The organism is Pseudonocardia sp. (assembly GCF_025465255.1).
In the GTDB taxonomy this organism is placed as follows: Bacteria; Actinomycetota; Actinomycetes; order Mycobacteriales; family Pseudonocardiaceae; genus Pseudonocardia.
Genome location: NZ_JAODNI010000090.1, coordinates 26,904 through 46,973, shown reverse-complemented (window position 1 = coordinate 46,973; position 20,070 = coordinate 26,904). Strand labels below are relative to the sequence as shown.

Genomic DNA, 20,070 nt, shown 5'->3' with positions numbered 1-20,070 from the left:
CCGTATTGGAGCAACCGGCGGACCCGCGCGTTCGCCCTCAGTCCGCTCTCAGGCCGAGGCGGGCACCTCGACCGCGTGCTCGACGTGCGGGTCCCCCGCGAAGAACGGCCCGATCAGCTCGCGCCAGCGCGGGTAGCGGTCCGAGTTGCGGAAGCCGTCGGTGTGCGCCTCGACGTTCTCCCACTCCACCAGCAGCACGAACCTGCTCGGGGACTCGATCCCGCGCGTCATCCGGGCGCCCAGGAATCCGGGCGTCGCGGCGAGCAACGGCCTGGCCTCCCGGAACGCGGCGGCGAACTCGTCCTCGGTTCCGGGACGGACGGTGAAGTCGGCGATCTCGATGATCATGTGGTGATCCTCGCACCCTGCGTGGCGGTGCCCGATTCGGACACGTTCGGGCGATAGGCCCGGTGTGTTGGCTCACCCCCGCTGGCCTCGCGCGGACCGGCAGGGGAGACTGGACGTGCACCGCAGGGGAGTATCCCGTTGGCGGTGGCGTCGTCAACACGGAGACTGTCCTGCCCCCGCAGGACCGGAACCCGGCGCCATCGATCGGCTCGCGTCACGCGAACCGGTGGGAGAGACCTCGGGCCGCTGCTTGCTGCCCGAGAGCCCCGGAGGTCCTCATGAACGTTCCCGTATGGCTGTGGTTCGCCACGATCGGCGGCCTGGTCGCCGTCATCCTGGCCGACCTGTTCCTCGTCGACCACAAACCGCACGCGGTGACGATCAAGGAAGCCACTCGCTGGGTGCTCTTCTACGTCGCCCTCGCGGTGCTCTTCGGCCTCGGGATCTGGTTCTTCGCGGGCGGGCAGTACGCCGGTGAGTTCTTCGCCGGGTACATCACCGAGTACTCGCTCTCGGTGGACAACCTCTTCGTCTTCGTGATCATCATGTCGTCGTTCGCGGTACCGCCGATCCACCAGCACCGCGTCCTGCTCGTCGGCATCGTGATCGCGCTGGTCATGCGCGGCATCTTCATCGCGGTCGGCGCGGCGGCGATCGAGCAGTTCACCTGGGTGTTCTTCATCTTCGCCGCATTCCTCGTCTACACCGCCGTCAACATGGTCCGTCAGGGCATGGGCGGCGACGAGGAGTGGAAGGAGCCGCGGATCGTCAAGGTGGTCCGCAAGATCCTCCCGGTCACCGAGAATTACCACGGCTCGAAGACCACGGTGAGGCTCGACGGCAAGCGCTGGGTCACCCCGATGCTCATCGTGATGATCGCGATCGGCCTCACCGACCTGCTGTTCGCCCTGGACTCGATCCCCGCGATCTTCGGGCTCACCCAGGAGCCCTACCTGGTGTTCACGGCCAACGCGTTCGCGCTGATGGGCCTGCGCCAGCTGTACTTCCTGCTCGGCGGCCTGCTGAAGAAGCTGGTCTACCTGTCCTACGGCCTGGCCGTCATCCTCGGGTTCATCGGCGTGAAGCTGGTGCTGCACGCGCTGCACGAGAACGACCTGCCGTTCCTCAACGGCGGCGAGCCGATCCCGGTGCCCGAGGTCAGCATCGGGCTCTCGCTGGCGGTCATCGTCGGGGTCCTGGCGATCACCACGATCGTCAGCCTGGTCGCGGTGCGCCGCAACCCGGCGCTCGCCGAGGCACACGGCGGGGTGCAGGGCCCGCCGGTCGCGCACGACGCCGCGGAGGCCCGGGCGATGGACGAGCACGACCGTCAGGTCGACGAGGAGCAGGCCCGGGACGACGAGGCGCATTCCGTGCCGCGTCCCACCCACTAGGCACCGCACCCGACGCCCGGTCTCCCCGAGGAGGCCGGGCGTCGTCGTGTCTCGGCGCTCGTCGTGTCTCAGGGCTCGAGAGGGTGCAGGACGACGTCGGTGAGCGCGCCGTCGCGGACCTCGGCCGTCATCCAGGTGTGCGTCGGCTGCCGGCGCCGGTCCGTCGGTGAACCGGGGTTGAGCAGCCGCAACCCGTTCTCCGCAGTGGAATCCCACGGGATGTGGCTGTGCCCGAACACCAGCACGTCGATGTCCGGGAAGCGGGCCGCGCAGCGCTTCTCCCGGCCCTGCGCGGCGCCGGTCTCATGCGTCACGGCGAACCGCACGCCGTCGATCTCGGCGCGCGCGACCTCCGGGAGCCGGGCGCGCAGCGCGTCGCCGTCGTTGTTGCCCCAGACCGCGACGAGCCGTGCCGCCCGGGCCTGGAGCGCGTCGAGCAGCTCGACCGCCATCCAGTCCCCGGCGTGCACGACGACGTCGGCCGCGTCGACCGCATTCCACAGGGGTGCGGGCAGGTCCTTCGCGCGCACCGGGACGTGGGTGTCGGACATCAGCAGCAGGCGGGTCATGACGCCGGTCAGCCGACCTGGAGCAGGTCCACCACGAAGATCAGGGTCTCGCCCGGCTTGATCGCGCCACCGGCGCCGCGGTCCCCGTAGCCCAGGTGCGGCGGGATGACGAGGCGGCGGCGGCCGCCGACCTTCATGCCCTGGACGCCCTGGTCCCAACCCTGGATGACCTGGCCGACGCCGAGGCCGAACTGCAGCGGCTGACCACGGTTGTAGGAGGCGTCGAACTCCTCGCCGGTGGAGTGCGCGACCCCGACGTAGTGCACGGCGACGCGGTTGCCGGCGGCGGCTTCGGGGCCGTCGCCGACGGTGATGTCGGTGATCTCGAGGTCGGTGGGCACGGGCCCGTCGATCGGGTCGACCTCGGGCTTCTGCGGGGCCACGGTGGGCTCCTCTCCTCAGCGGTCCGACCGCCGTGCGGCGGCCGGCAGCCAAGCGTGCCAGACGCCCGGACCTCTCCGATCGGCGGTGGCGCGAGGATCGGAAGATCCTCTATACCGGACCCATGGCACTGGCGACCGTCTCCACGCTGCACCGCTACCCCGTCAAGTCGATGCAGGGGGAGCAGGTGGAGTCGCTGTACCTGACGCCCGGCGGGGTGCTCGGGGACCGGACCTACGCGGTCCTGGACAGCAACGACGGCACGGTGGCCAGCGCCAAGTACCCGCGCAAGTGGGGCGCGCTCCTCGGCTGCCGCGCGGCGTTCCTCGCCGAGCCGCGGCTCGACGGGCCGCCGGCACCCGTCGCCGTCACGCTGCCGGACGGCCGGACCCTGCGCAGCGACGAGCCCGGCCTCGACGAGGCGTTGTCCGCGCTGCTCGGCCGGTCGGTCACCCTGTCGTCGGATCCCGCCGTGGGGGCCGAGTTCGAGGAGCAGTGGCCGGACATCGAGGGCCTCGCGCCGCAGAAGTTCATCGAGGACACCACCGTCGAGCACAGCGAGGAGGGCGAGGCCGTCAGCCGGATCGGGACGGCCGGACTCGCACCCGGGGAGTCGTTCCTGGACCTCGCGGTCCTGCACCTGATGACGACCGCCACGCTCGGCGCACTGTCCGAGGCCGCGCCGGACTCCGTCTTCGATCCCCGCCGCTACCGGCCCAACCTGCTGCTCGAGACCCCCGACGGGCCCGGGTTCGTCGAGGACGAGTGGGTCGGGGACACCCTCGCCGTCGGCGACGCGCGGATCATCGTGACCATGCCGACCATGCGCTGCGTCATGACGACGCTCGCCCAGGCGGGCTTCGCGGAGGACCGGGACACGCTGCGTACCATCGCCGAGATGAACCGCCGGACCATCCCGGGGATGGGGACGTGGGCCTGCGCGGGGGCCTACGCGGACGTGACGACCGGTGGCCCGGTGCGGGTCGGCGACCCGGTCTGGGCCGGCTGAGTCCGGGCGGCGAGCCCCGGCGGACCGAGGTACGTTTTTCGTCGTGAGACGTCCCCTCCCGAGCCCGACTCTGTGAGCACGGCCCCCGCCCGGTCGTCGACCGGCGGCTCGTCCGACGACGACAGCCCGGACCCGCGCCGCTGGCGTGCCCTGAGCGTCACCCTGGCCGCAGGCTTCATGTCCCTGCTCGACGTCAGCATCGTCTCCGTCGCGCTGCCGTCGATCCAGCAGGGCCTGGGGACCGGCGCGGCGGGTGCGCAGTGGGTGGTCTCGGGCTACGCCCTGACCTTCGGACTCGCGCTCGTGCCCGCGGGCCGGCTCGGCGACGCGCTCGGCCGGCGGCGGATGTTCCTGATCGCCCTGACGGCGTTCATCGCGTTCAGCGCGCTGGCCGGGGCCGCGCCGAGCATCACGTGGCTGATCGTCGCGCGGCTCGCGCAGGGCCTGGCCGCGGGCGCGCTCGCGCCGCAGAACTCCGCGCTGATCCAGAGTCTGTTCCGGGGGGCGGAGCGGGGCCGCGCGTTCGGCCTCTTCGGCGCGACGGTCGGCATCTCGACGGCGGCCGGCCCGATCGTCGGCGGGGCGCTGCTGGCGTTGTTCGGCGAGCCGGACGGCTGGCGCTGGATCTTCTACGTCAACGTCCCGATCGGGGTGCTCGCGCTGGTTCTGGCCGCGCGCCTGCTGCCGAAGCTGAGCTCGGACCGGCCCCGCGGGCACGTCGACTGGGTGGGCGTCGGGCTGCTCGGCGGCGCGGTCCTCGCCCTGCTGCTGCCGCTGGTGCAGGCCGAGTCCGGCGGGCTGTCGCGGTTGTCCTGGCTCTTCCCGATCGGTGTGGTGCTCGGCGTCGTGTTCGTCCTGTGGGAACGCCGCGAGCTGCGCCGGGAGAAGGAGCCCCTGCTCGACCTGCGGCTCATCACGCAGACCCCCGGGTACGCCCCCGGCGCGCTCCTCGGCCTCGTCTACTTCACCGGCTTCAGCGGCGTCTGGATCGTGTTCGCGCAGTTCTACCAGGGCGGACTCGGCTACACCCCGCTGCAGTCCGGCCTCTCGGTGACCTCGTTCGCCGTCGGTTCCGCGGTCTCGGCCGTCGTCGCCGGCCGGCTGGTGGAGCGCTACGGCCGCAGGCTGACCGTGTTCGGCCTCTCGGCGGTCGCGACGGGCATCGCCGCGGCGGCCCTCGTCCTGCTCCTCGCGCCGCCGTCGGTGGCCGGGTTCGCCGTCGCCCCCGCCCTGCTCCTCGGGGGGATCGGCGGCGGGTTCGTCATCTCCCCGAACATCACGATGACGCTGCGGAACGTGCCGGTCCGGATGGCCGGCTCCGCGGGGGGCGCGCTGCAGACCGGGCAGCGGGTCGGTGCGGCGGTCGGGACGGCGATCGTCGCCGGTGTCTACTTCGGGGTGCTCGCCTGGTCGGGCCGGAACTTCCACCTCGCGATCGCCGTCGCGCTCGGTGTGGCGGTGGTGACCACGCTGATCGCCCTCGGGATCGGGATCGCGGACCTGGGGAACGAGAAGCGACGGGACTCGGGCGACGAGCCCGAGCGGGACCCCCGCGACGGCCCGCCGTACCACGTCCTGCACGAGTGACGCGACGGCCTCCGCTGACCCGCTTCCTGCGGAGCCTGAGATTCCGGTGGATCACACGGGGAGAGCGGGCACCCCGAGCGCCTCGCGGAGGAACTGCACCTGCAGCAGCAGGAGGTTCTCCGCCACGACCTCCTGCGGCGTCATGTGCGTGACTCCCGAGAGCGGCAGCACCTGGTGCGCGCGCCCCGCGGCGAGCAGCGCCGACGAGAGCCGCAGGGTGTGCGCGGCGACCACGTTGTCGTCGGCCAGGCCGTGGATCAGCATCAGCGGGCGGTTCGGCTTCTCCGCGGAGGGCGCCACCGCGGCGTCCCCGAACAACGAGGAGCGCTCGTACGCCGCGGGCTCGACGTCCGGATGCCCGAGGTACCGCTCGGTGTAGTGGGTGTCGTAGAGCGTCCAGTCCGTGACGGGCGCACCCGCGACCGCGGCGTGGAAGACGTCCGGGCGGCGCAGCACCGCGAGCGCCGCGAGGTACCCGCCGAAGGACCAGCCGCGGATGCCGACCCGGTCCAGGTCGAGGTCCGGGTAGCGGGTCGCGACGTCCCGCAGCGCGTCGATCTGGTCGTCGAGCACGGGCTGGGCCAGGTCCAGGTGGACCGCGCGCTCGAACTCCGGGCCGCGCCCCGGCGTCCCCCGCCCGTCGACGACGACGACCGCGAACCCCTGGTCCGCGAACCACTGGCTGGTCAGGTGCGTGTTGCGGGCGGCGAGGACGCGCTGGGCGTGCGGCCCGCCGTACGGGTCCATCAGCACGGGCAGCGGGGTGCCGGGCTCCCACCAGGACGGCAGCAGCACGGCGGTGCTCAGCTCCCGCGGCCCCGCCCGCAGGAGCGTCACCGAAGGCGTCAGCCCGGGGTCCGCGGCGAACGACGGGATCATGTGCTCCACCCCGCAGGCCACCACGGTCATCGACGACGGCGAGTCGAGATCGGTGGAGGACCGCACCAGAGTCCCGCCGGTGAGTCGCCCGGAGTGCAGGCCACCCTCGGGGGAGAGGCGGGCGAGGCCGGCGGAGTCCGACCAGGTCCACAGCCCGACGGTCTCCGGAGCCGCGGACGCGGTGAGGAGCAGCGTGTCGTCGTCGATGTCGACGAGGCTCCTGACCTGCAACGACGTCGGCGTCACCGGCTCCCCGCCGACCACGAGCCGTCGGGCGCCGTCCCGGTCGTCGATCTGGACGAGCGTGCCGTCACCGGTCCGCGCGGGCACCCCGGAGACGATCTCGACCCAGATCGGGTCCGTGCGCTCGTCCAGCGGCGTGGTCTCCCCGGTCGCCACGTCCACGCTGAGCGTCCGCAGGGCCTTCTGGTCCCGCGGCTGGACGACGATCATCAACCCGTGGGCGTCCCACACGACGTCCGCGAGGTACTCGTTCGCGGCGACGTCCCAGAGGACCGGGACGCGCTTGCCGTCGAGCCCGACGATCGCGAGGGTGACCGCGGCGTTCGGCGTCCCCGCCGCGGGGTAGGCGACGGGCGTCGGCGTGCGGTCAGGGTTCGCCGGGTCCGCGATGTGCCAGCGCCGGACCGGGGACTCGTCGACCCGCGCGACCACCAGCGCGTCGCCCCCCGGGGACCACCAGTACCCGCGCATCCGGTTCATCTCCTCGGCGGCGGCGAAGTCCGCGAGGCCCCAGGTGACGTTCTCCCCGTCCGGGGAGACGAGCGTCTCCGTCGTCCCGTCCGCGACGAGGTGAACGTGCAGCGCACCGCCGGAGACGAACGCGACCCGCGCGCCCGACGGGTCCAGCCGTGGGTCGATCACGGCGCCGTCCGTCTCGATCCGCCGCGGGGACAGCCCGCCCGCGAAGTCGGCCAGGTAGAGCTGCCCGGACAGGGCGAAGCACGCGCTGGTGACGGCCCGGTCCGTCGCGTAGCCGACGATGCCGCCGGCCTGCTCGCGGGCCCGTTCGCGGCGGGCCCGCTCCTCGGCCGGCAGGTCCTCCTCGGCCGTGGTGTCGAGCTCGCGCGGGTCCGCGACCAGGCGTTCCTCGCCGGAGGAGAGCTCGTAGGCCCACAGGCACGTCACCGGGTCCGTGCCGCCGCGGCTACGCAGGAAGACCACGCGGCCGCCGTCGGGGGAGATCGTGACGCCGCGCGGGGCGCCGAGCGTGAATCGCCGGGTACGGGCCTGCAGACGCGGGAAGGACTCGGTCACGGGGCCAGTCTGCCCGCGAACGGTTCCGGGGTCCCGCCCACCCCGGGACGGGGACCGCTCGCGGTGAGTCACCCGTCGGGGGCGCTGCCTCGGCGTCCGCGAGGCGTTGGAGGGGCATTCCTCCGACGAAGGTGGAGCACAGCATGATCACTGTGTACCTGTCCGCACGGACGCTGGCCGCCGCCCGCGACGTCGATCCGTCCGTCTCCCCCGCGGCGGTGCACGCCGCGGTGGAGGTGGCGGTCGCGGAGCAGCTCCGCGAGGTCGCGGGCTGGCCGCCGGAGGCGATCCGGGCGCGGGCCGCCAGCCTGGAGCGCGGGGCGGACCCGGAGCCCCGATAGCGCCGTTCGGCCCAGCCGGGGTGCGCCGAGAGGCTCCGTCGCGGACGGTCGTCGCGCTGTAACGTCACGTGTCGTTCCGCACGGCCGGCTCCGACGACGAGGGATCCCGTGACGGCTCTCCGCGCGAGATCACCGGCTATGTCGCGCACGTACTGCTCCTCGCGCACCGTCTCACGCTCGGCCAGCGGGCGCGCAGGTCGCGGCCGACACCCCCTGACGGGCGCCGGTCAGTTCACGCAGGTGACCCCGCCGGCGTCGATCACCGGCCGGCTGCTCGTGGGAACGGCCGTGGACGTACCCGGCCCCGCCGTCGGGGTCGGGGTTACGCCCGTCCGGCCGCCTGCCGCCGCCGGCTCCGCGTCGCTCGCCCGCGGGTCGCCGTTCAGGACCGTCGCGACGAACTCGCGCACCCGCGCGTCGTCGACCTCGACGGCGGCCCCGTCTACCGGGGTCTGCAGGTCCGGCCGGATCGTCGGGACGGTCCGGAACACCACGTCCGACCCGGCGATCGAACCGAGCTGCCCGACGACGGCGTCGAGGTTCCACCCGGCGTCGACGACGACGTAGCGGGTGACCACGGACATCAGGCCGGACATCCGCACGGGGTCCCCGAGGGTGCCCGTCGAGAGCACCTGGTTGGTGAGCCCCGCGAGGAAGGCCTGCTGGCGGGTGATCCGGTCCAGGTCGCCGTCCTCCAGCCCGTGCCGCTGCCGCACGAACGCGAGCGCGCCGGCGCCCTGCACCGTCTGCGGCCCGGCGGGTAGCCGCACGCCCGAGTACGCCGAGTCGTCGACCGCCGCGTTGAGGCACACCCGGACCCCGCCGAGGGTGTTGGTCAGCTCGACGAACCCGGCCAGGTTGATCTCGCCGTAGTGGTCGACGGTGGTGCCGGAGACGGCCTCCACGGTGTCGACGAGCGTGCGCCGCCCGGCCTCCCGGGCGCGCTGGTCCAGCTCCGCGCCGCCGACGCCCCGCGCCTGCAGCTGCTCCTCCGCCGCCCGGTACCCGCGGCCGAACGCAGAGTTGATCTTGTGTCGGCCGCTGCCGTCGGAGATCGGGACGTAGGAGTCCCGCGGGAGGGACACCGCGACGACGGGCTCCGTCGCCGAGGCCGGGACGTGCACCAGGATGATCGTGTCCGTGTGCAGCTGACCGGCGTCGTCCCCCGCGTGCAGCTGCGCGAGGACGTCGGCCGGCAGGGGGTTGCCCTGGGCATCCGTCCGGCTGTCCAGCCCGACGAGCAGGGCGGTGAACCCCCGCCGGGGTGCGCCGGCCGGGGCGGCGGGCGGGAGCGTGGTGCCCAGCACGCCGCTCGTCGTGAGCTGGGTGGAGATCGAGCGGTAGGCGTTCCACGCGTACCCCGTGACGACGAGGACCCCGATCGACACCAGCGCGATCGCGGTCCGTCCCGCACCCGCGACCACGGCGCGCACGCGCGAGTCGGCCATCCGGTCCTCTCCAGGGCCAGGACGCGGCGACGCTGCTCGGTCCGTAGAGACTCGGCCGACGAGCGCGGCCGATCGCAGGACACTACTGCGACCGGCCGCGCCCGCGCGCGGTTGAGTGATCAGGTGCGACCGTCCGGACCAGCGGCGACGCCCGTCCGGCCGCGGTTCAGAGGCTGAGGACCGCCGCCAGCGTGCGGGCCAGCTCGGCCACGGGATCGTCGACGAGCGACGCCGACCGCCAGGCGACGTGACCGTCCGGGCGCACCAGGACGCAGCCGGACTCGGCGACCTCCCGTGCCCGTGCCCAGTCCTCGTAGGCGTCGGTCAGCTCGCGGCCCGGACCGATCACGTGCGCGGCGATCTCGACCCCGATCTGGTCCGCGACCTTCGCCGCCGCGTCCGCCCAGGCCCCGCCGCTGATCCCGGTGAGCAGGCCGAACCGGCCCTTGCCGACGACGTCGTGCGTGCTCACCTTCCGCCCGGTCTCACGTTCGACGAGCCAGACGTGCGGCAGCCGCGCGCCCGGCCACGTCGTCGGGTGGTAGTAGAGCTCGGGATCCCGGGTGTACTCCGGTTCGGGCGTCCCGTCCGGAACCACCGCGCCGGAGGCGTAGCGCTGCCCGAGCTCCACCCCGTGCGTGTTGAACTCGTAGTTCTTGAGCTCCAGGGCGTCGCGCAGCTTGACCCGCTGCTCCGCGGCCTCCGGGGTGTCGTCGAGCCGGGCGTCGATCCGCGCTCGCATGACCTCCGGTTCGGCGCCGTCCGACAGGCCCAGCGCCTCGAAGATCGGCCCGAACTGCTCGATCGACTTGTTGGCCCGCAGGACGATCTGCTTCCCGACCGGTGCCCGCTCGACGTCGTAGGAATCCAGCAGGCCTTCGCCCGCGGCGCCGCGCAGCACGTACGCGAGCTTCCAGGCGAGGTTGTACGAGTCCTGGATCGACGTGTTGGAGCCCAGCCCGTTCGACGGCGGGTGCCGGTGGACGGCGTCCCCGGCGCAGAACACGCGGCCGCTGCGGTACCGCGTCGCCCACATCTTGTTGTTGCCCCACAGGGAGGTCGAGCGGATCGTCACCGGGATCGACGCGTCGCCGAGCAGCTCGTGGACGATCTTGGTGGCCTCGGCGTCGTCGAGCTCCGGGGGAGGGGCGTCGATGTCGTAGCCCCAAATCGCCATCCACTCGTTCCACGGCCGGACCATCCGCACCACGCCCATGCCGATCCCGCCGACGTCCGACCCGGGCTGCAGTACCCAGTACAGGTTGCTCGGCCGGTGCTCGACCAGGTGCGTGAGGTCCGCGTGGAAGACGATGTTCATGCTGCCGGCGGTGTCCATCTCGCCCTCGAACGGCAGCCCGAGGTCCGCGGCGACCCGGCTGCGGCCGCCGTCCGCGCCGATCACGTACTTCGCCCGGATCGTGAACTCCGCGCCGGTGAGCCGGTCCCGGCAGCGGACGGTCACGCCGTCGGCGTCCTGCTCGAGCCCGAGGTACTCGGTGTCGAACCGGATCCGGCTGCCCCGCGACGCGGCGTGCCCGACGACGATCGGCTCCAGCAGGGTCTGCGGGATGTCGCAGAGCGGCGACGGGCTGGCGAGGGCGTGGTCCGCCACGCGTGCCGGGTGGGTGCCGAAGGTCCGCAGGCGACCGATCTCGTCGCCCGCCAGGCTGGTGCAGAACACCGTGTCGCCCAGGAGGGCGTGCGGGGTGCTCTGGGCGAGGACGTCGTCGGAGATGCCGAGGTCCCGGAAGATCTCGACGGTGCGCTGGTTGGTGAGGTGGGCGCGCGGGGTGTTCGCGGTCCAGCGGTACTTGGTGATCATCAGGTGGTCGACGCCGAGGGTCGCCAGGGCGAGCGCCGCACCACCGCCGGCCGGCCCGCTGCCGATCACCAGGACGTCCGTCGTCAGGGAGCCGGCGGTCTCGATGTCCACGCCGCCGGCGGCGTCGGCCGAGCTGGTCACCTGGCCTCCTCAGGGGCCGTGCCGACCGAGGACGCCTCCGGCGCCAGCACGATGTCGAACGAGACCTCGTTCCACACACCCTCGCGGGCGCTGCCGTCCGGCGCCGTCCCGCCGTTCCGCTCCGTGAACGCGTACACCAGGGAGTCCTTCACCCCGAAGACCGCGTCGCGGTCCAGGTACTCGTCGCCGTCGACGAAGATGTGGGTCACCAGGCGCCGGAAGCCCGGCGCGGTGACCATGAAGTGCAGGTGGGCCGGCCGCATCGGGCCACGCCCGCCGCGGGCCAGCAGTTCGCCGACCGGGCCGTCGGCGGGGATCGAGTAGGGCGAGGGACGGACGGACCAGAAGCGGTAGCCGCCGTCGGCGCCGGAGCGCAGCCGGCCGCGGCCCTGCGTGCGGTTCCCCTCGTACTGGACGTCGTAGAAGCCGTCCTCGTCCGCCTCCCAGACGTCGATCCGGGCGCCGGGAACCGGGCTGCCGTCGGTCGCGCGGACGCTGCCGGACACCCAGCACGGGATGCCGGGGGCGCCCTGCGCGATGTCCCCGCCGGGCTCGACCTCGGGAGCACCGTCGACGAAGAACGGGCCGAACACCGTCGACTCCGTGGCGTCCTGCTGCGGCGGTGCGTTCATCCCGACCGTCAGCATCGACAGGCCCAGGACGTCCGAGAGCAGGATGAACTCCTGCCGCCGGTCGTCGGTCAGGTGCCCGACGCGGGTCAGGAACGCGATCGCCGCGTCCCACTCCTCCTGGGTGAGCCGCACGTCCCGGGCGAAGGCGTGCAGGTGCCGGACGAGGCTCTCCATGACCTCGCGGTACCGGTCGTCCTTCGCCTCGGCGAAGCTGGCGACGACCTCGTCGGTGACGGCCTGCTCTCTCGCCGTCTGCTCGGTGTCGGTACTGGTCACACGGTCTCCTTCGGGGTGGTGCCGGCCCAGGCGTCGTGCAGCAGGGCGCGGAGCGCGTCACGGTCGGTCGGTCGAGGATGGCCGGGGGGGAGGTGCCCGGCGAGTCTCTCGACGATCGGGTCGAGCTGGTCCTCGGCCAGGCCCAGCTCGCGCAGCCCGGCGGGGATGCCGAGCCGGGTGGCGAGCGCCCGCAGGGCGCCCACCGGGTCGTCGGTGTCGAGGGCGCGGCGCATGCGCCGCGACGCCTCCGCCGCGTACGGCAGGGTGTAGGCGACGACGTGCGGCAGGACGGTCGCGTGCGTCAGCGCGTGCGGCAGGTCGTAGGCGCCCCCGAGGGCGTGGCAGATCGCGTGGTGGAGGCCGGACCCCGCGCCCGCGAGGGAGGCGCCTGCGAGGTACGCCCCGTAGAGCAGGTCGGCACGGGGGGCCTCGGCGGACGGCTCGTCGACGATCAGGGAGAGGCCCTCGGCGAGGGCCCGGACCCCGTCCTCGGCGAGGACGGTCGAGACGGGGTTGGCGCGGGGCGCCCAGAACGCCTCGACGCAGTGCGCCATCGCGTTCAGCCCGCTCGCCGAGGCGATCCGCACCGGGAGCCCGTAGGTGAGCTCGGGGTCGTAGACGATCGCGCGGGGCAGGACGCGCTCGTCGCGACCGGTGGTCTTGCGGCCGCCCTCGGTCATGCCCCAGACCGGGGTGGCCTCGGAGCCCGCGTACGTCGTCGGGACGCAGAGGATCGGCAGGCCCGTGGTCAGCGCGACGGCCTTGGCGGTCCCCACCGACGACCCGCCGCCGAACGCCAGCAGGGCGTCCGCGCGGACCTCGGCGGCCCGCGCGCGGGCCCGCTCGGCGACAGCGACGGGGACGTGCTCACGGACCTCGGTGAACTCACCGACCACCGGGAGGTCCTTCGTGCGCTCCCGCGCCGGGGACACGGCCGAGCCACTGGCCACCAGGAGCACCCGGTGCGCACCGAGCCTCGCCAGCTCGGGAGCCAGTTCCGTCCGCGAGGTGCCGGCGCCGAAGACGACCCGGCCGGGAAGGGCGTCGTAGGTAAAGCGATCCACCGGACCTCCGGGTTCGTCGTCGACAAGGGCGGGTCCACCTTCGTGCACGGTCTGTCATATGTCCACTACGCATCAGTGACGTCAGCCATACTTCCGACCATGGACCTACGGCAGCTCCGGTACTTCGTGACCGTCGCGGAGGAGCGGTCCGTCACCCGGGCCGCCGCGCGGCTCCACCTCACCCAGCCTCCGCTCAGCGCGCAGCTCGCGCGCCTGGAACACGAGCTCGGCGCCGAGCTGCTGGTCCGGCACCGACGCGGCGTCGACCTCACCGACGCCGGCGCGCACCTCCTGGGCCGTGCGCGCCGGCTGCTCGCGGACGTCGACGCCGCCGGGGAGGCGGTGCGCCGGCTGGGCGAGGGACGAGCCGGACGACTGGGGCTCGCCTTCGTCTCGTCGACGGCCTGGTCGGTGCTCGGGCCGCTGCTGCGCCGCTACCACGCGGACCGGCCGGACGTCGTCGTCGAACCCCTGGAGGACGGGCCCGACGGGGTGCTCGAACACGTCCGCGCCCGGCGGGCCGAGCTGGGGCTGCTGCACCTGCCGCCGCCAGGGACCGCGGCCGCCGCGAACCCGGACCTCGACGTCGCGGTGGTCCGCCGCGAGCCGCTGGTCGCCGTGCTGTCGCGGGCGGAGGCCGGCCGGGTCGGCGATCTGGTGGACCTCGCGGTGCTCGCCGGCCACACGTTCCTGGCGCCGCCGCGGGCGAGCTGGGGTGGCCTGCAGCCGCACCTGCGCGGCGCGTGCCGGCTCGCCGGCGTCGAACCCGTGGTGCGGGAGGTCGCGCTGGTCCAGACCGTGGTCACACTGGTCGGGGCCGGTCTCGGGGTGTCCGTGCTGCCCGCGTCGGTCCGGGCCGTGGCGGGGGACGACGTGGTGCTGCGGCCGCTGGCCAGGCCGGCTCCGGTCGTCGAGACGGCGGTGGTGCGGCGCCGCGCGGACGCCCCGTCGCCGCAGGCCCAGCACTTCCTGCGGCACGCGCTCGCCACTCCGGAACCGGACGTGCTCGGCCCGGACCACGCCCGTCAGGGGCGCGGGCCCACGTAGACGCCCTCGGGGCGGAACCGCAGGCCCGGCTCGGCGTACTCCTCGAGCGCGTGCGCGATCCAGCCCACCGTGCGCGCGAGCGCGAAGACGGCTTCGCCGACGTCCGGGTGCAGGTCGAACTCGTGCAGCGCCGCCGCGAGCGCCAGGTCGACGTTCGGGAACAGCCCCGGCCGCCCCACGAGGCCTCCGACGATCGCGTCCACGGTGGCCAGGATCGGCGCGTCGCGTTCCCGCAGGACGTCGAGGAGCAGGACGGCCCGCGGGTCCCGGTGCCGGTAGACGCGATGGCCGAAGCCCGGGACGCGCGCGCCGGAGCGCAGCTGCTCGGAGAGCGCGCGCACCGGGTCGTCGACGGCGTCGGTGAGGAAGCGGTACGCGAGCGCGCTCGCCGCGCCGTGGTACTGCCCGTCGATGGCGCCGAGCCCCGCGGACACCGCGGCGTACGGGTTCGCGCGGGCGCTCGCGGCGACCCGGACGGCGAGGGTCGAGACCGCGAGGTCGTGGTCGGCGAGGAGGACGAGCAGCAGGTCCAGCAGCGCCGCGCCGTCCGGATCCGCCCCGGGCCGGCGGGCGAGCGCGGGCCAGAGCCGTTCCGCCAGGCTCCCGTCCGCCACCCCGGACAGCGCCTCCACCAGCACCGCCAGCAGTGACCCCGCCCGCCGCACGACCGCGTCCGGCGCGAGGTCGTACCGCAGCGGATCCGCCGCTCCGACGGCCGCGACGGCCACCCGGATCCGGTCGGTGAGCTCCGTCGACGCCGGCAGCGCCGCGATCGCGCTCCGGGCGACGGAGACCAGCGCGGGCGGCGCGGCGAAGGACGCGGGACCGAGAGCACCGGTCCACAGCAGGTGCGCGACGGACTCGGCGGACTCGGTGCGCGCGAGCTCGACGGCCCGGTGGCCGCGGTAGTACAGCTCGTCGTCCTCGAGCAGCGTGATCGCGGTGCGGATCCGCTCGATCGCCCCGGACGGGGCGCGTCCCTCGCGGCCCCGTTCGGCGAGCCGGTCGACGTCGTCCTGCGCGAACAGGCTGCCTCGCCGCGCCCCGGACCGGACGCTGGTCAGCAGCCCGCGGCTGACGTAGGCGTAGATCGTCTCGGGTTTCACGTCGAGGCGCTTCGCGGCCTCCGCGGTGGTCAGGAACCGGTCTCCGGCCATGGTCCTCGGCCCTCCCATGTTGACTGGATCAATATTGACAATAGTTGACCGGCGGACCGACAGTCACGGCATGACTCTCACGACCGACACGGACGGTCCGATCACCGTCCCGCCCGGGCTCCGCAACGTCGTCGTTACGTCCACCGAGATCGGGGACGTGCGCGGGGGCGAGGGCTTTTACCACTACCGCCAGTACTCCGCGGTCGACCTCGCGCGCGGCCGGACCTTCGAGGACGTCTGGTACCTGTTCGTCGAGGGCCGGCTGCCCACGCCCGCGGAGGCGGCGCGCTTCGCCGGTGAGGTGGCGCCGCTGCGGGTGCTGCCCGACGAGCTGCGCGAGGTGCTGCCGGCCATCGCCGCGGCGGGGGAGCGGCTCCAGCCGTTGACGGCCCTGCGGACCGCCCTCTCCCTGCTCGGCAGCGCCCGGGACGTCCCGCCCCTGTGGGACGCCGACGCCGCGACCCGGCGCGGGAACGCGCTCCTCGTCAGCGCCGTGACGCCGACGATCCTGGCGGCGCTGCACCGGCTGCGGTCCGGCCTGGAGCCGCTCGAGCCGCGTGCCGACCTCTCGGCGGCGGCGAACTGGATCTTCATGGTCACGGGTTCGGTCCCGCCGCCGCGGCACGCCGCCGCGGTGGAGAAGTACCTGGTCGCGACCGTCGACCACGGGTTCAACGCCTCGACCTTCACCTCCCGGGTCGTGGCCTCGACCGGCGCCGACGTCGTGTCGGCGGTGGTGGCGGCGATCGGCGCGTTCTCCGGGCCGCTGCACGGCGGCGCCCCGGACCGCGCCCTGGCCGGCCTCGACGAGATCGGGACGCCGGACCGGATCGACGAGTGGGTGCGCGCGAGGGTCCTCGCCCACGACCGGATCATGGGCTTCGGGCACGCCGTCTACCGAACGGACGATCCGCGCTCGCTGATGCTGCGGGAGGTCGCCGCGGAGCTGGGCGGTGAGCTGGCGGAGTTCGCGATGACCGTGGAGCGGCGGGTCGTCGAGATCCTCGCCGAGCTCAAGCCCGAGCGGCGGCTGTACGCGAACGTCGAGTTCTACGCGGGGGTGGTCATGGAGCTCTGCGGGATCCCGCGCTCGATGTTCACGCCCACGTTCGCGGTGAGCCGGATCGTCGGCTGGACGGCGAACGTCCTGGAGCAGGCGACCGAGCGACGGATCATCCGGCCGGCCGCCCGCTACGTCGGGCCGCCCGCACCGGAGCCGGTCCCGGCGGCGTAGTCGCCCCGAGGGCAGGGCCGACGCGCGCCGTCCGGCGCCACGCGCTCCGTCGACGGCGCGCGTGGCGCGGGACCGCGCGTGGCCTACCGGAGGGGGATCTCCTGGCCGCGCTCCGACTCGGGGCGCGGCCCGAAGATCCTGCGCTCGGACTCGTCGATGACGACGTCGTTGATGCTGGCCTCGCGCCGGACCATCAGCCCGTGGGAGTCGAACTCCCAGTTCTCGTTGCCGTAGCTGCGGTACCAGATGCCGGCCGCGTCGTGGCTCTCGTACTGGAACCGGACGGCGATCCGGTTGTCCGCGAACGTCCAGAGGGCCTTGCGCAGCGCGTAGTCCAGCTCGCGCTCCCACTTCGCCGTGAGCAGGGCGACGATCTCGGCGCGGCCCTGCACGAAGGTGTCGCGGTTGCGCCAGACGGAGTCCTCGGTGTACGCGAGCGCCACCTTCTCGGGGTCGCGGGTGTTCCACGCGTCCTCGGCGGCCTGCACCTTCTGCCGCGCGGTCTCGAGCGTGAACGGGGGGAGCGGCGGGCGGTCGGCCATCGGTGCGGTCTCCTCGCGGATGTGAGAACGGTCGTTCTCCCCGTAGGCTAGAGAACGCCAGTTCTCCTTCGCAAGTACGGACTCCGCATGGCCCCGCTCGATCCCGACACCGCCCGCACCCGGCTGCTCGACGCCGCCGAGGACCTCTTCTACGCCCGGGGTATCCAGGCCGTCGGCATGGACGACATCCGCGGCGGCTCCGGCGTCTCGCTCAAGCGGCTGTACTCGCTGTACCCGGCCAAGGAGCAGCTCGTCGAGGCGTACCTGCAGCGGCGCGACGTCCGGTGGCGCGGCCGGCTCGCGGCGTTCGTCGAGCAGGTCGACGACCCCCGGGAGCGAGTCCTCGCGGTGTTCGACTGGCTCGGCACCTGGTTCCGCGAACCCGGCTTCCGCGGCTGCGCCTGGATCAACGGCCACGGCGAGCTGGGGGCGACGTCGGACGTCGTGGCGCGGCTGGCCCGCGAGCACAAGCTCGCCTTCGCGGACTACGTCGCGGGGCTCGTCCGCGAGGCGGGCCTGCCGGAGGCCCTTGCGCCGCAGGTGTTCCTGCTCGCGGAGGGGGCGATGGTCGCCGCGGGGATCCTGGGCACGGATGCGCCGGCGGCCCAGGCCCACGCGGCGGCGGAGGTGCTGGTGAGTTCGTTCGCCGCGTGAGTGGGTCGGTTCCGCCGCTCGAGTGGCTCGAGCGCCGTTCTGCGCCGCTCGAGCCACTCACGCAGCGGCTCGATCAGGGCGTCCAGTGCGGGTCCCGGCCCGTGAGACCGAGCAGGCGATCGAGTGCCGGCGCCTCCTCGGGGACCGGCACCGCGGCGCCATAGACGCCCATCTCCCGTCCGATCCCGGCTGTCGCCGCCACCTCGGCGTGCACGACGGCGAGGACGCCCGGCTCCCACGTCGGCTCCAGGCCGAGGGCGCGGCCGAGGTCCCAGCCGTGCACCACCAGCTCGCCCACGGCCATCCCGCCGACCATCGCGGCGGGCAGGGGCTCGGGCCCGCCCATCGAAGTGGTCCCCTCCCAGGCCTCGACGTCGCCCCACGCCTCGGCGACGTCCGCGAACACCGCGGTCAAGGACGCCGGCCAGTCGCCGACCACCAGGTCGACGTCGGCTTCCGACTCCGCGGGCGGCGGCGCGGTCTCGCGCCGCCCGGCCGCGGCCAGGACCGGGCCCCAGAAGAGCAGATGGTTGAGCAGGTCGCGGACCGCGTAGTCGGCGCAGGGGGTCTGGGCGTCGAGCCGGGCGGGGTCGACCGCACGGATCAGCGCCGAGATCGGCGCGCCGGCGGCGGGGAGGACGGACGCGGCGACGAGGTCGGTGGGAGGCATGCCCGGCACGGTAGAGCGCCGACCGCGGGCCGGTCTTGAAGGAACGCGACAGGTGCCACCATGGACGGCGTGCCGCCCCGCCCCGGACCCGAGGATCCCGTGCGCTCGGCGGGGCCTGGCCCCGGTTCCAGCGCCACGACTTTCCCGAGCCGTCGGCGCGGCTCTCGCCGTTCGTCCGGCGGTACTGGATCGTCGAGTGGGACTACGACGAGCCCTACCGTCAGCTGATCGTCCCGTACCCGCACGTCCGGCCGACCTTCCGCGACGGCGGCGCGCCGCAGGTGCACGGAGTCTCGAGCGGGCACGTGGTCCGGGTCCTCGAGGGTCCGGCGCCTGCAACGCCTCTTCGCCGCGCACGTCGGCGTCGGGCCGAAGTGGGTGATCCGCCGCTACCGGCTGCACGAGGCCACCGAGCGGATGGCGCGCGGGGACGCGATCGTCTGGGCGGACCTCGCGGGCGAACTCGGCTACGCGGACCAGGCCCACTTCAGCCGGGACTTCGCCGCGCTGTTCGGCGAGCCCCCGACGCGGTACGCGCGGCGGTACTGACGGGCCGGCGGGCACCGGCCCGCCGGCTCACCAGCCGCGCGCCTTCCACTCCGGCAGCGACGGCCGCTCCTTGCCGAGGGTCGTGTCGTCCCCGTGCCCCGGGTAGACCCAGGTGTCGTCCGGCAGCTCGCCGAACACGCGGGACTCCAGGTCGGACACCAGGGAACGGAAGTCCTCGGCGGACCAGGTCTTTCCCGGTCCCCCCGGGAAGAGGGAGTCGCCCGTGAACAGGTGCGGGCGGTCCGGGCCGCGGTAGAGCAGCGCGATCGAACCCGGTGTGTGTCCGCGGAGGTGGATGACCTCCAGCTCGATCTGTCCGAACGCGACCGTGTCCCCGTGCGAGACCAGCTCGTCCATCGGGATCGGCAGCTCCGGCGCGTCCAGCGGGTGCGCGATCTGCCGGGTCTGGAACATGCCGGCGACCGCGCCGAGCGCCTCCCAGTGGTCCTTGTGCCGGTGGGTCGTGACCAGGTGCTGCAGCTCCGGTCGCGTGTCGTCCGCGCCGACCAGGTCCGCGATCCGCTGCGGCTCGTTCGCCGCGTCGATCAGCAGCGCCTCCTGCGTGGCGGTGCAGACCAGCAGGTACGCGTTGTTGTCCATCGGCCCGACGGACAGCTTGCTGATCGTCAGCGGCGCGAGGCTGCGACGGATCGCGGGCCCGCCCGGATCGGTGTGACCGGAATACTCCTCGAGGACGTCCACGGGCGCAGCTTAACGCGGCGGCACCGGCGCCGAGACCCGTCGGGACCGGGCAGGGGAAGGGGCTGCGGAGATCGCTCTCGAACATGTGTGCGACTCTAGGTGTGGGGACCGACATCTCCGGTTCGGGAAGTCGGCCGGCGGGTAGCACGTTGACCCGGGTGGTCGGCGGTACTGCTCCGGTCACCCGTGGTGGACGCCCGGCGCGCGCCGGTGTTCGTCCACCGACCGGGACGCCGGAGTCCGGCACCGAGCAGCGGAACTGTCGTACCTCCCGCTTAGCATCGACGCGAGGCAGGTCCGGCGTGCGCGCCGACCCGGCTCGGACCCTGATCGGGCGTGGTCGAGC

The 20,070-nt window shown here is 73.6% G+C and carries 20 protein-coding genes and 1 pseudogene; 9 read left to right on the top strand and 12 right to left on the bottom strand.

Annotated elements, in window-relative coordinates:
- Positions 1-48 precede the first annotated feature (48 nt).
- The gene (locus tag JWP64_RS09650) at positions 49-348 is read right to left on the bottom strand and encodes an antibiotic biosynthesis monooxygenase (RefSeq protein ID WP_297494835.1); all 300 of its coding nucleotides are present in this window, start codon (positions 346-348) and stop codon (positions 49-51) included.
- A 278-nt stretch (positions 349-626) separates the two neighbouring features.
- Between JWP64_RS09650 and JWP64_RS09645 the strand changes: the two genes are divergently transcribed.
- Positions 627-1,742 carry a TerC family protein gene (locus tag JWP64_RS09645; protein WP_297494832.1) on the top strand — a complete coding sequence of 372 codons (1,116 nt, stop codon included), beginning with the start codon at positions 627-629 and terminating at the stop codon, positions 1,740-1,742.
- A gap of 68 nt (positions 1,743-1,810) precedes the next feature.
- On the opposite strand, the gene JWP64_RS09640 is transcribed toward JWP64_RS09645, so the two are convergent.
- Positions 1,811-2,311: a metallophosphoesterase gene (locus tag JWP64_RS09640; RefSeq protein ID WP_297494829.1), complete on the bottom strand. Its 501-nt coding sequence runs from the start codon at positions 2,309-2,311 to the stop codon at positions 1,811-1,813.
- An 8-nt stretch (positions 2,312-2,319) separates the two neighbouring features.
- Complete coding sequence (locus JWP64_RS09635; protein WP_297494827.1) at positions 2,320-2,694, bottom strand: FKBP-type peptidyl-prolyl cis-trans isomerase; 375 nt, start codon at positions 2,692-2,694, stop codon at positions 2,320-2,322.
- Between the two features lie 122 nt (positions 2,695-2,816).
- Here JWP64_RS09635 and JWP64_RS09630 point away from each other — a divergent pair, with 122 nt between their 5' ends.
- A complete protein-coding gene (locus tag JWP64_RS09630) occupies positions 2,817-3,701 on the top strand; it encodes an MOSC N-terminal beta barrel domain-containing protein (protein ID WP_297494824.1) in 885 nt (294 codons plus the stop codon).
- A gap of 72 nt (positions 3,702-3,773) precedes the next feature.
- Entirely contained in the window at positions 3,774-5,288 is a 1,515-nt protein-coding gene (locus JWP64_RS09625) for an MFS transporter (RefSeq protein WP_297494819.1), read from the top strand.
- Positions 5,289-5,339: 51 nt separating this feature from the next.
- On the opposite strand, the gene JWP64_RS09620 is transcribed toward JWP64_RS09625, so the two are convergent.
- A complete protein-coding gene (locus JWP64_RS09620) occupies positions 5,340-7,445 on the bottom strand; it encodes a prolyl oligopeptidase family serine peptidase (RefSeq protein WP_297494816.1) in 2,106 nt (701 codons plus the stop codon).
- Between the two features lie 143 nt (positions 7,446-7,588).
- Between JWP64_RS09620 and JWP64_RS09615 the strand changes: the two genes are divergently transcribed.
- Positions 7,589-7,786, top strand: a complete 198-nt coding sequence (locus tag JWP64_RS09615) for a hypothetical protein (RefSeq protein ID WP_297494813.1) — start codon at positions 7,589-7,591, stop codon at positions 7,784-7,786.
- Between the two features lie 227 nt (positions 7,787-8,013).
- Here JWP64_RS09615 and JWP64_RS09610 read toward each other — a convergent pair whose 3' ends face one another.
- The 4 genes from JWP64_RS09610 to JWP64_RS09595 form a co-directional block, all read right to left on the bottom strand.
- A complete protein-coding gene (locus JWP64_RS09610) occupies positions 8,014-9,234 on the bottom strand; it encodes an LCP family protein (RefSeq protein WP_297494810.1) in 1,221 nt (406 codons plus the stop codon).
- Positions 9,235-9,400: 166 nt separating this feature from the next.
- Positions 9,401-11,197 carry an FAD-dependent monooxygenase gene (locus tag JWP64_RS09605; protein ID WP_297494808.1) on the bottom strand — a complete coding sequence of 599 codons (1,797 nt, stop codon included), beginning with the start codon at positions 11,195-11,197 and terminating at the stop codon, positions 9,401-9,403.
- Positions 11,194-12,105: an intradiol ring-cleavage dioxygenase gene (locus tag JWP64_RS09600; RefSeq protein WP_297494805.1), complete on the bottom strand. Its 912-nt coding sequence runs from the start codon at positions 12,103-12,105 to the stop codon at positions 11,194-11,196. The genes JWP64_RS09605 and JWP64_RS09600 overlap by 4 nt, the downstream gene beginning before the upstream one ends.
- Positions 12,102-13,169, bottom strand: coding sequence for a maleylacetate reductase (locus JWP64_RS09595; protein WP_297494803.1), 1,068 nt, complete (start codon positions 13,167-13,169; stop codon positions 12,102-12,104). Before JWP64_RS09595 ends, JWP64_RS09600 begins: the two co-directional genes overlap by 4 nt.
- Positions 13,170-13,268: 99 nt before the next feature.
- Between JWP64_RS09595 and JWP64_RS09590 the strand changes: the two genes are divergently transcribed.
- A complete protein-coding gene (locus JWP64_RS09590) occupies positions 13,269-14,216 on the top strand; it encodes a LysR substrate-binding domain-containing protein (RefSeq protein WP_297494800.1) in 948 nt (315 codons plus the stop codon).
- Here JWP64_RS09590 and JWP64_RS09585 read toward each other — a convergent pair.
- The gene (locus JWP64_RS09585; RefSeq protein ID WP_297494799.1) at positions 14,195-15,373 is read right to left on the bottom strand and encodes a citrate synthase; all 1,179 of its coding nucleotides are present in this window, start codon (positions 15,371-15,373) and stop codon (positions 14,195-14,197) included. The genes JWP64_RS09590 and JWP64_RS09585 overlap by 22 nt on opposite strands.
- A gap of 70 nt (positions 15,374-15,443) precedes the next feature.
- Here JWP64_RS09585 and JWP64_RS09580 point away from each other — a divergent pair, with 70 nt between their 5' ends.
- Positions 15,444-16,607 carry a citrate/2-methylcitrate synthase gene (locus JWP64_RS09580; protein WP_297494796.1) on the top strand — a complete coding sequence of 388 codons (1,164 nt, stop codon included), beginning with the start codon at positions 15,444-15,446 and terminating at the stop codon, positions 16,605-16,607.
- Positions 16,608-16,690: 83 nt separating this feature from the next.
- Here the strand turns inward: JWP64_RS09580 and JWP64_RS09575 are convergent, their stop codons facing one another.
- Positions 16,691-17,149, bottom strand: coding sequence for a nuclear transport factor 2 family protein (locus tag JWP64_RS09575; RefSeq protein ID WP_297494794.1), 459 nt, complete (start codon positions 17,147-17,149; stop codon positions 16,691-16,693).
- Positions 17,150-17,236: 87 nt separating this feature from the next.
- On the opposite strand from JWP64_RS09575, the gene JWP64_RS09570 reads away from it, so the two are divergent.
- On the top strand, positions 17,237-17,803 hold the full coding sequence (locus JWP64_RS09570; protein WP_297494791.1) for a TetR/AcrR family transcriptional regulator: 567 nt from the start codon (positions 17,237-17,239) through the stop codon (positions 17,801-17,803).
- Between the two features lie 73 nt (positions 17,804-17,876).
- Here JWP64_RS09570 and JWP64_RS09565 read toward each other — a convergent pair whose 3' ends face one another.
- On the bottom strand, positions 17,877-18,473 hold the full coding sequence (locus JWP64_RS09565) for a TIGR03086 family metal-binding protein (RefSeq protein WP_297494788.1): 597 nt from the start codon (positions 18,471-18,473) through the stop codon (positions 17,877-17,879).
- Between the two features lie 35 nt (positions 18,474-18,508).
- Here JWP64_RS09565 and JWP64_RS31465 point away from each other — a divergent pair.
- Both JWP64_RS31465 and JWP64_RS09560 read left to right on the top strand, forming a co-directional pair.
- Positions 18,509-18,742, top strand: a pseudogene (locus tag JWP64_RS31465) (DUF6597 domain-containing transcriptional factor); the annotation flags it as partial.
- Positions 18,743-18,851: 109 nt separating this feature from the next.
- On the top strand, positions 18,852-19,022 hold the full coding sequence (locus JWP64_RS09560) for a helix-turn-helix domain-containing protein (RefSeq protein WP_297494785.1): 171 nt from the start codon (positions 18,852-18,854) through the stop codon (positions 19,020-19,022).
- Between the two features lie 27 nt (positions 19,023-19,049).
- On the opposite strand, the gene JWP64_RS09555 is transcribed toward JWP64_RS09560, so the two are convergent.
- Positions 19,050-19,724, bottom strand: coding sequence for an MBL fold metallo-hydrolase (locus tag JWP64_RS09555; RefSeq protein WP_297494783.1), 675 nt, complete (start codon positions 19,722-19,724; stop codon positions 19,050-19,052).
- Positions 19,725-20,070: the final 346 nt, after the last annotated feature.

Bases quoted from the DNA above. Each gene is read 5' to 3' on its own strand.
- JWP64_RS09650 (WP_297494835.1), bottom strand. From the start codon at position 348: ATGATCATCGAGATCGCCGACTTCACCGTCCGTCCCGGAACCGAGGAC.
- JWP64_RS09645 (WP_297494832.1), top strand. From the start codon at position 627: ATGAACGTTCCCGTATGGCTGTGGTTCGCCACGATCGGCGGCCTGGTC.
- JWP64_RS09640 (WP_297494829.1), bottom strand. From the start codon at position 2,311: ATGACCCGCCTGCTGCTGATGTCCGACACCCACGTCCCGGTGCGCGCG.
- JWP64_RS09630 (WP_297494824.1), top strand. From the start codon at position 2,817: ATGGCACTGGCGACCGTCTCCACGCTGCACCGCTACCCCGTCAAGTCG.
- JWP64_RS09615 (WP_297494813.1), top strand. From the start codon at position 7,589: ATGATCACTGTGTACCTGTCCGCACGGACGCTGGCCGCCGCCCGCGAC.
- JWP64_RS09610 (WP_297494810.1), bottom strand. From the start codon at position 9,234: ATGGCCGACTCGCGCGTGCGCGCCGTGGTCGCGGGTGCGGGACGGACC.
- JWP64_RS09590 (WP_297494800.1), top strand. From the start codon at position 13,269: ATGGACCTACGGCAGCTCCGGTACTTCGTGACCGTCGCGGAGGAGCGG.
- JWP64_RS09585 (WP_297494799.1), bottom strand. From the start codon at position 15,373: ATGGCCGGAGACCGGTTCCTGACCACCGCGGAGGCCGCGAAGCGCCTC.
- JWP64_RS09580 (WP_297494796.1), top strand. From the start codon at position 15,444: ATGACTCTCACGACCGACACGGACGGTCCGATCACCGTCCCGCCCGGG.
- JWP64_RS09575 (WP_297494794.1), bottom strand. From the start codon at position 17,149: ATGGCCGACCGCCCGCCGCTCCCCCCGTTCACGCTCGAGACCGCGCGG.
- JWP64_RS09570 (WP_297494791.1), top strand. From the start codon at position 17,237: ATGGCCCCGCTCGATCCCGACACCGCCCGCACCCGGCTGCTCGACGCC.
- JWP64_RS09565 (WP_297494788.1), bottom strand. From the start codon at position 18,473: ATGCCTCCCACCGACCTCGTCGCCGCGTCCGTCCTCCCCGCCGCCGGC.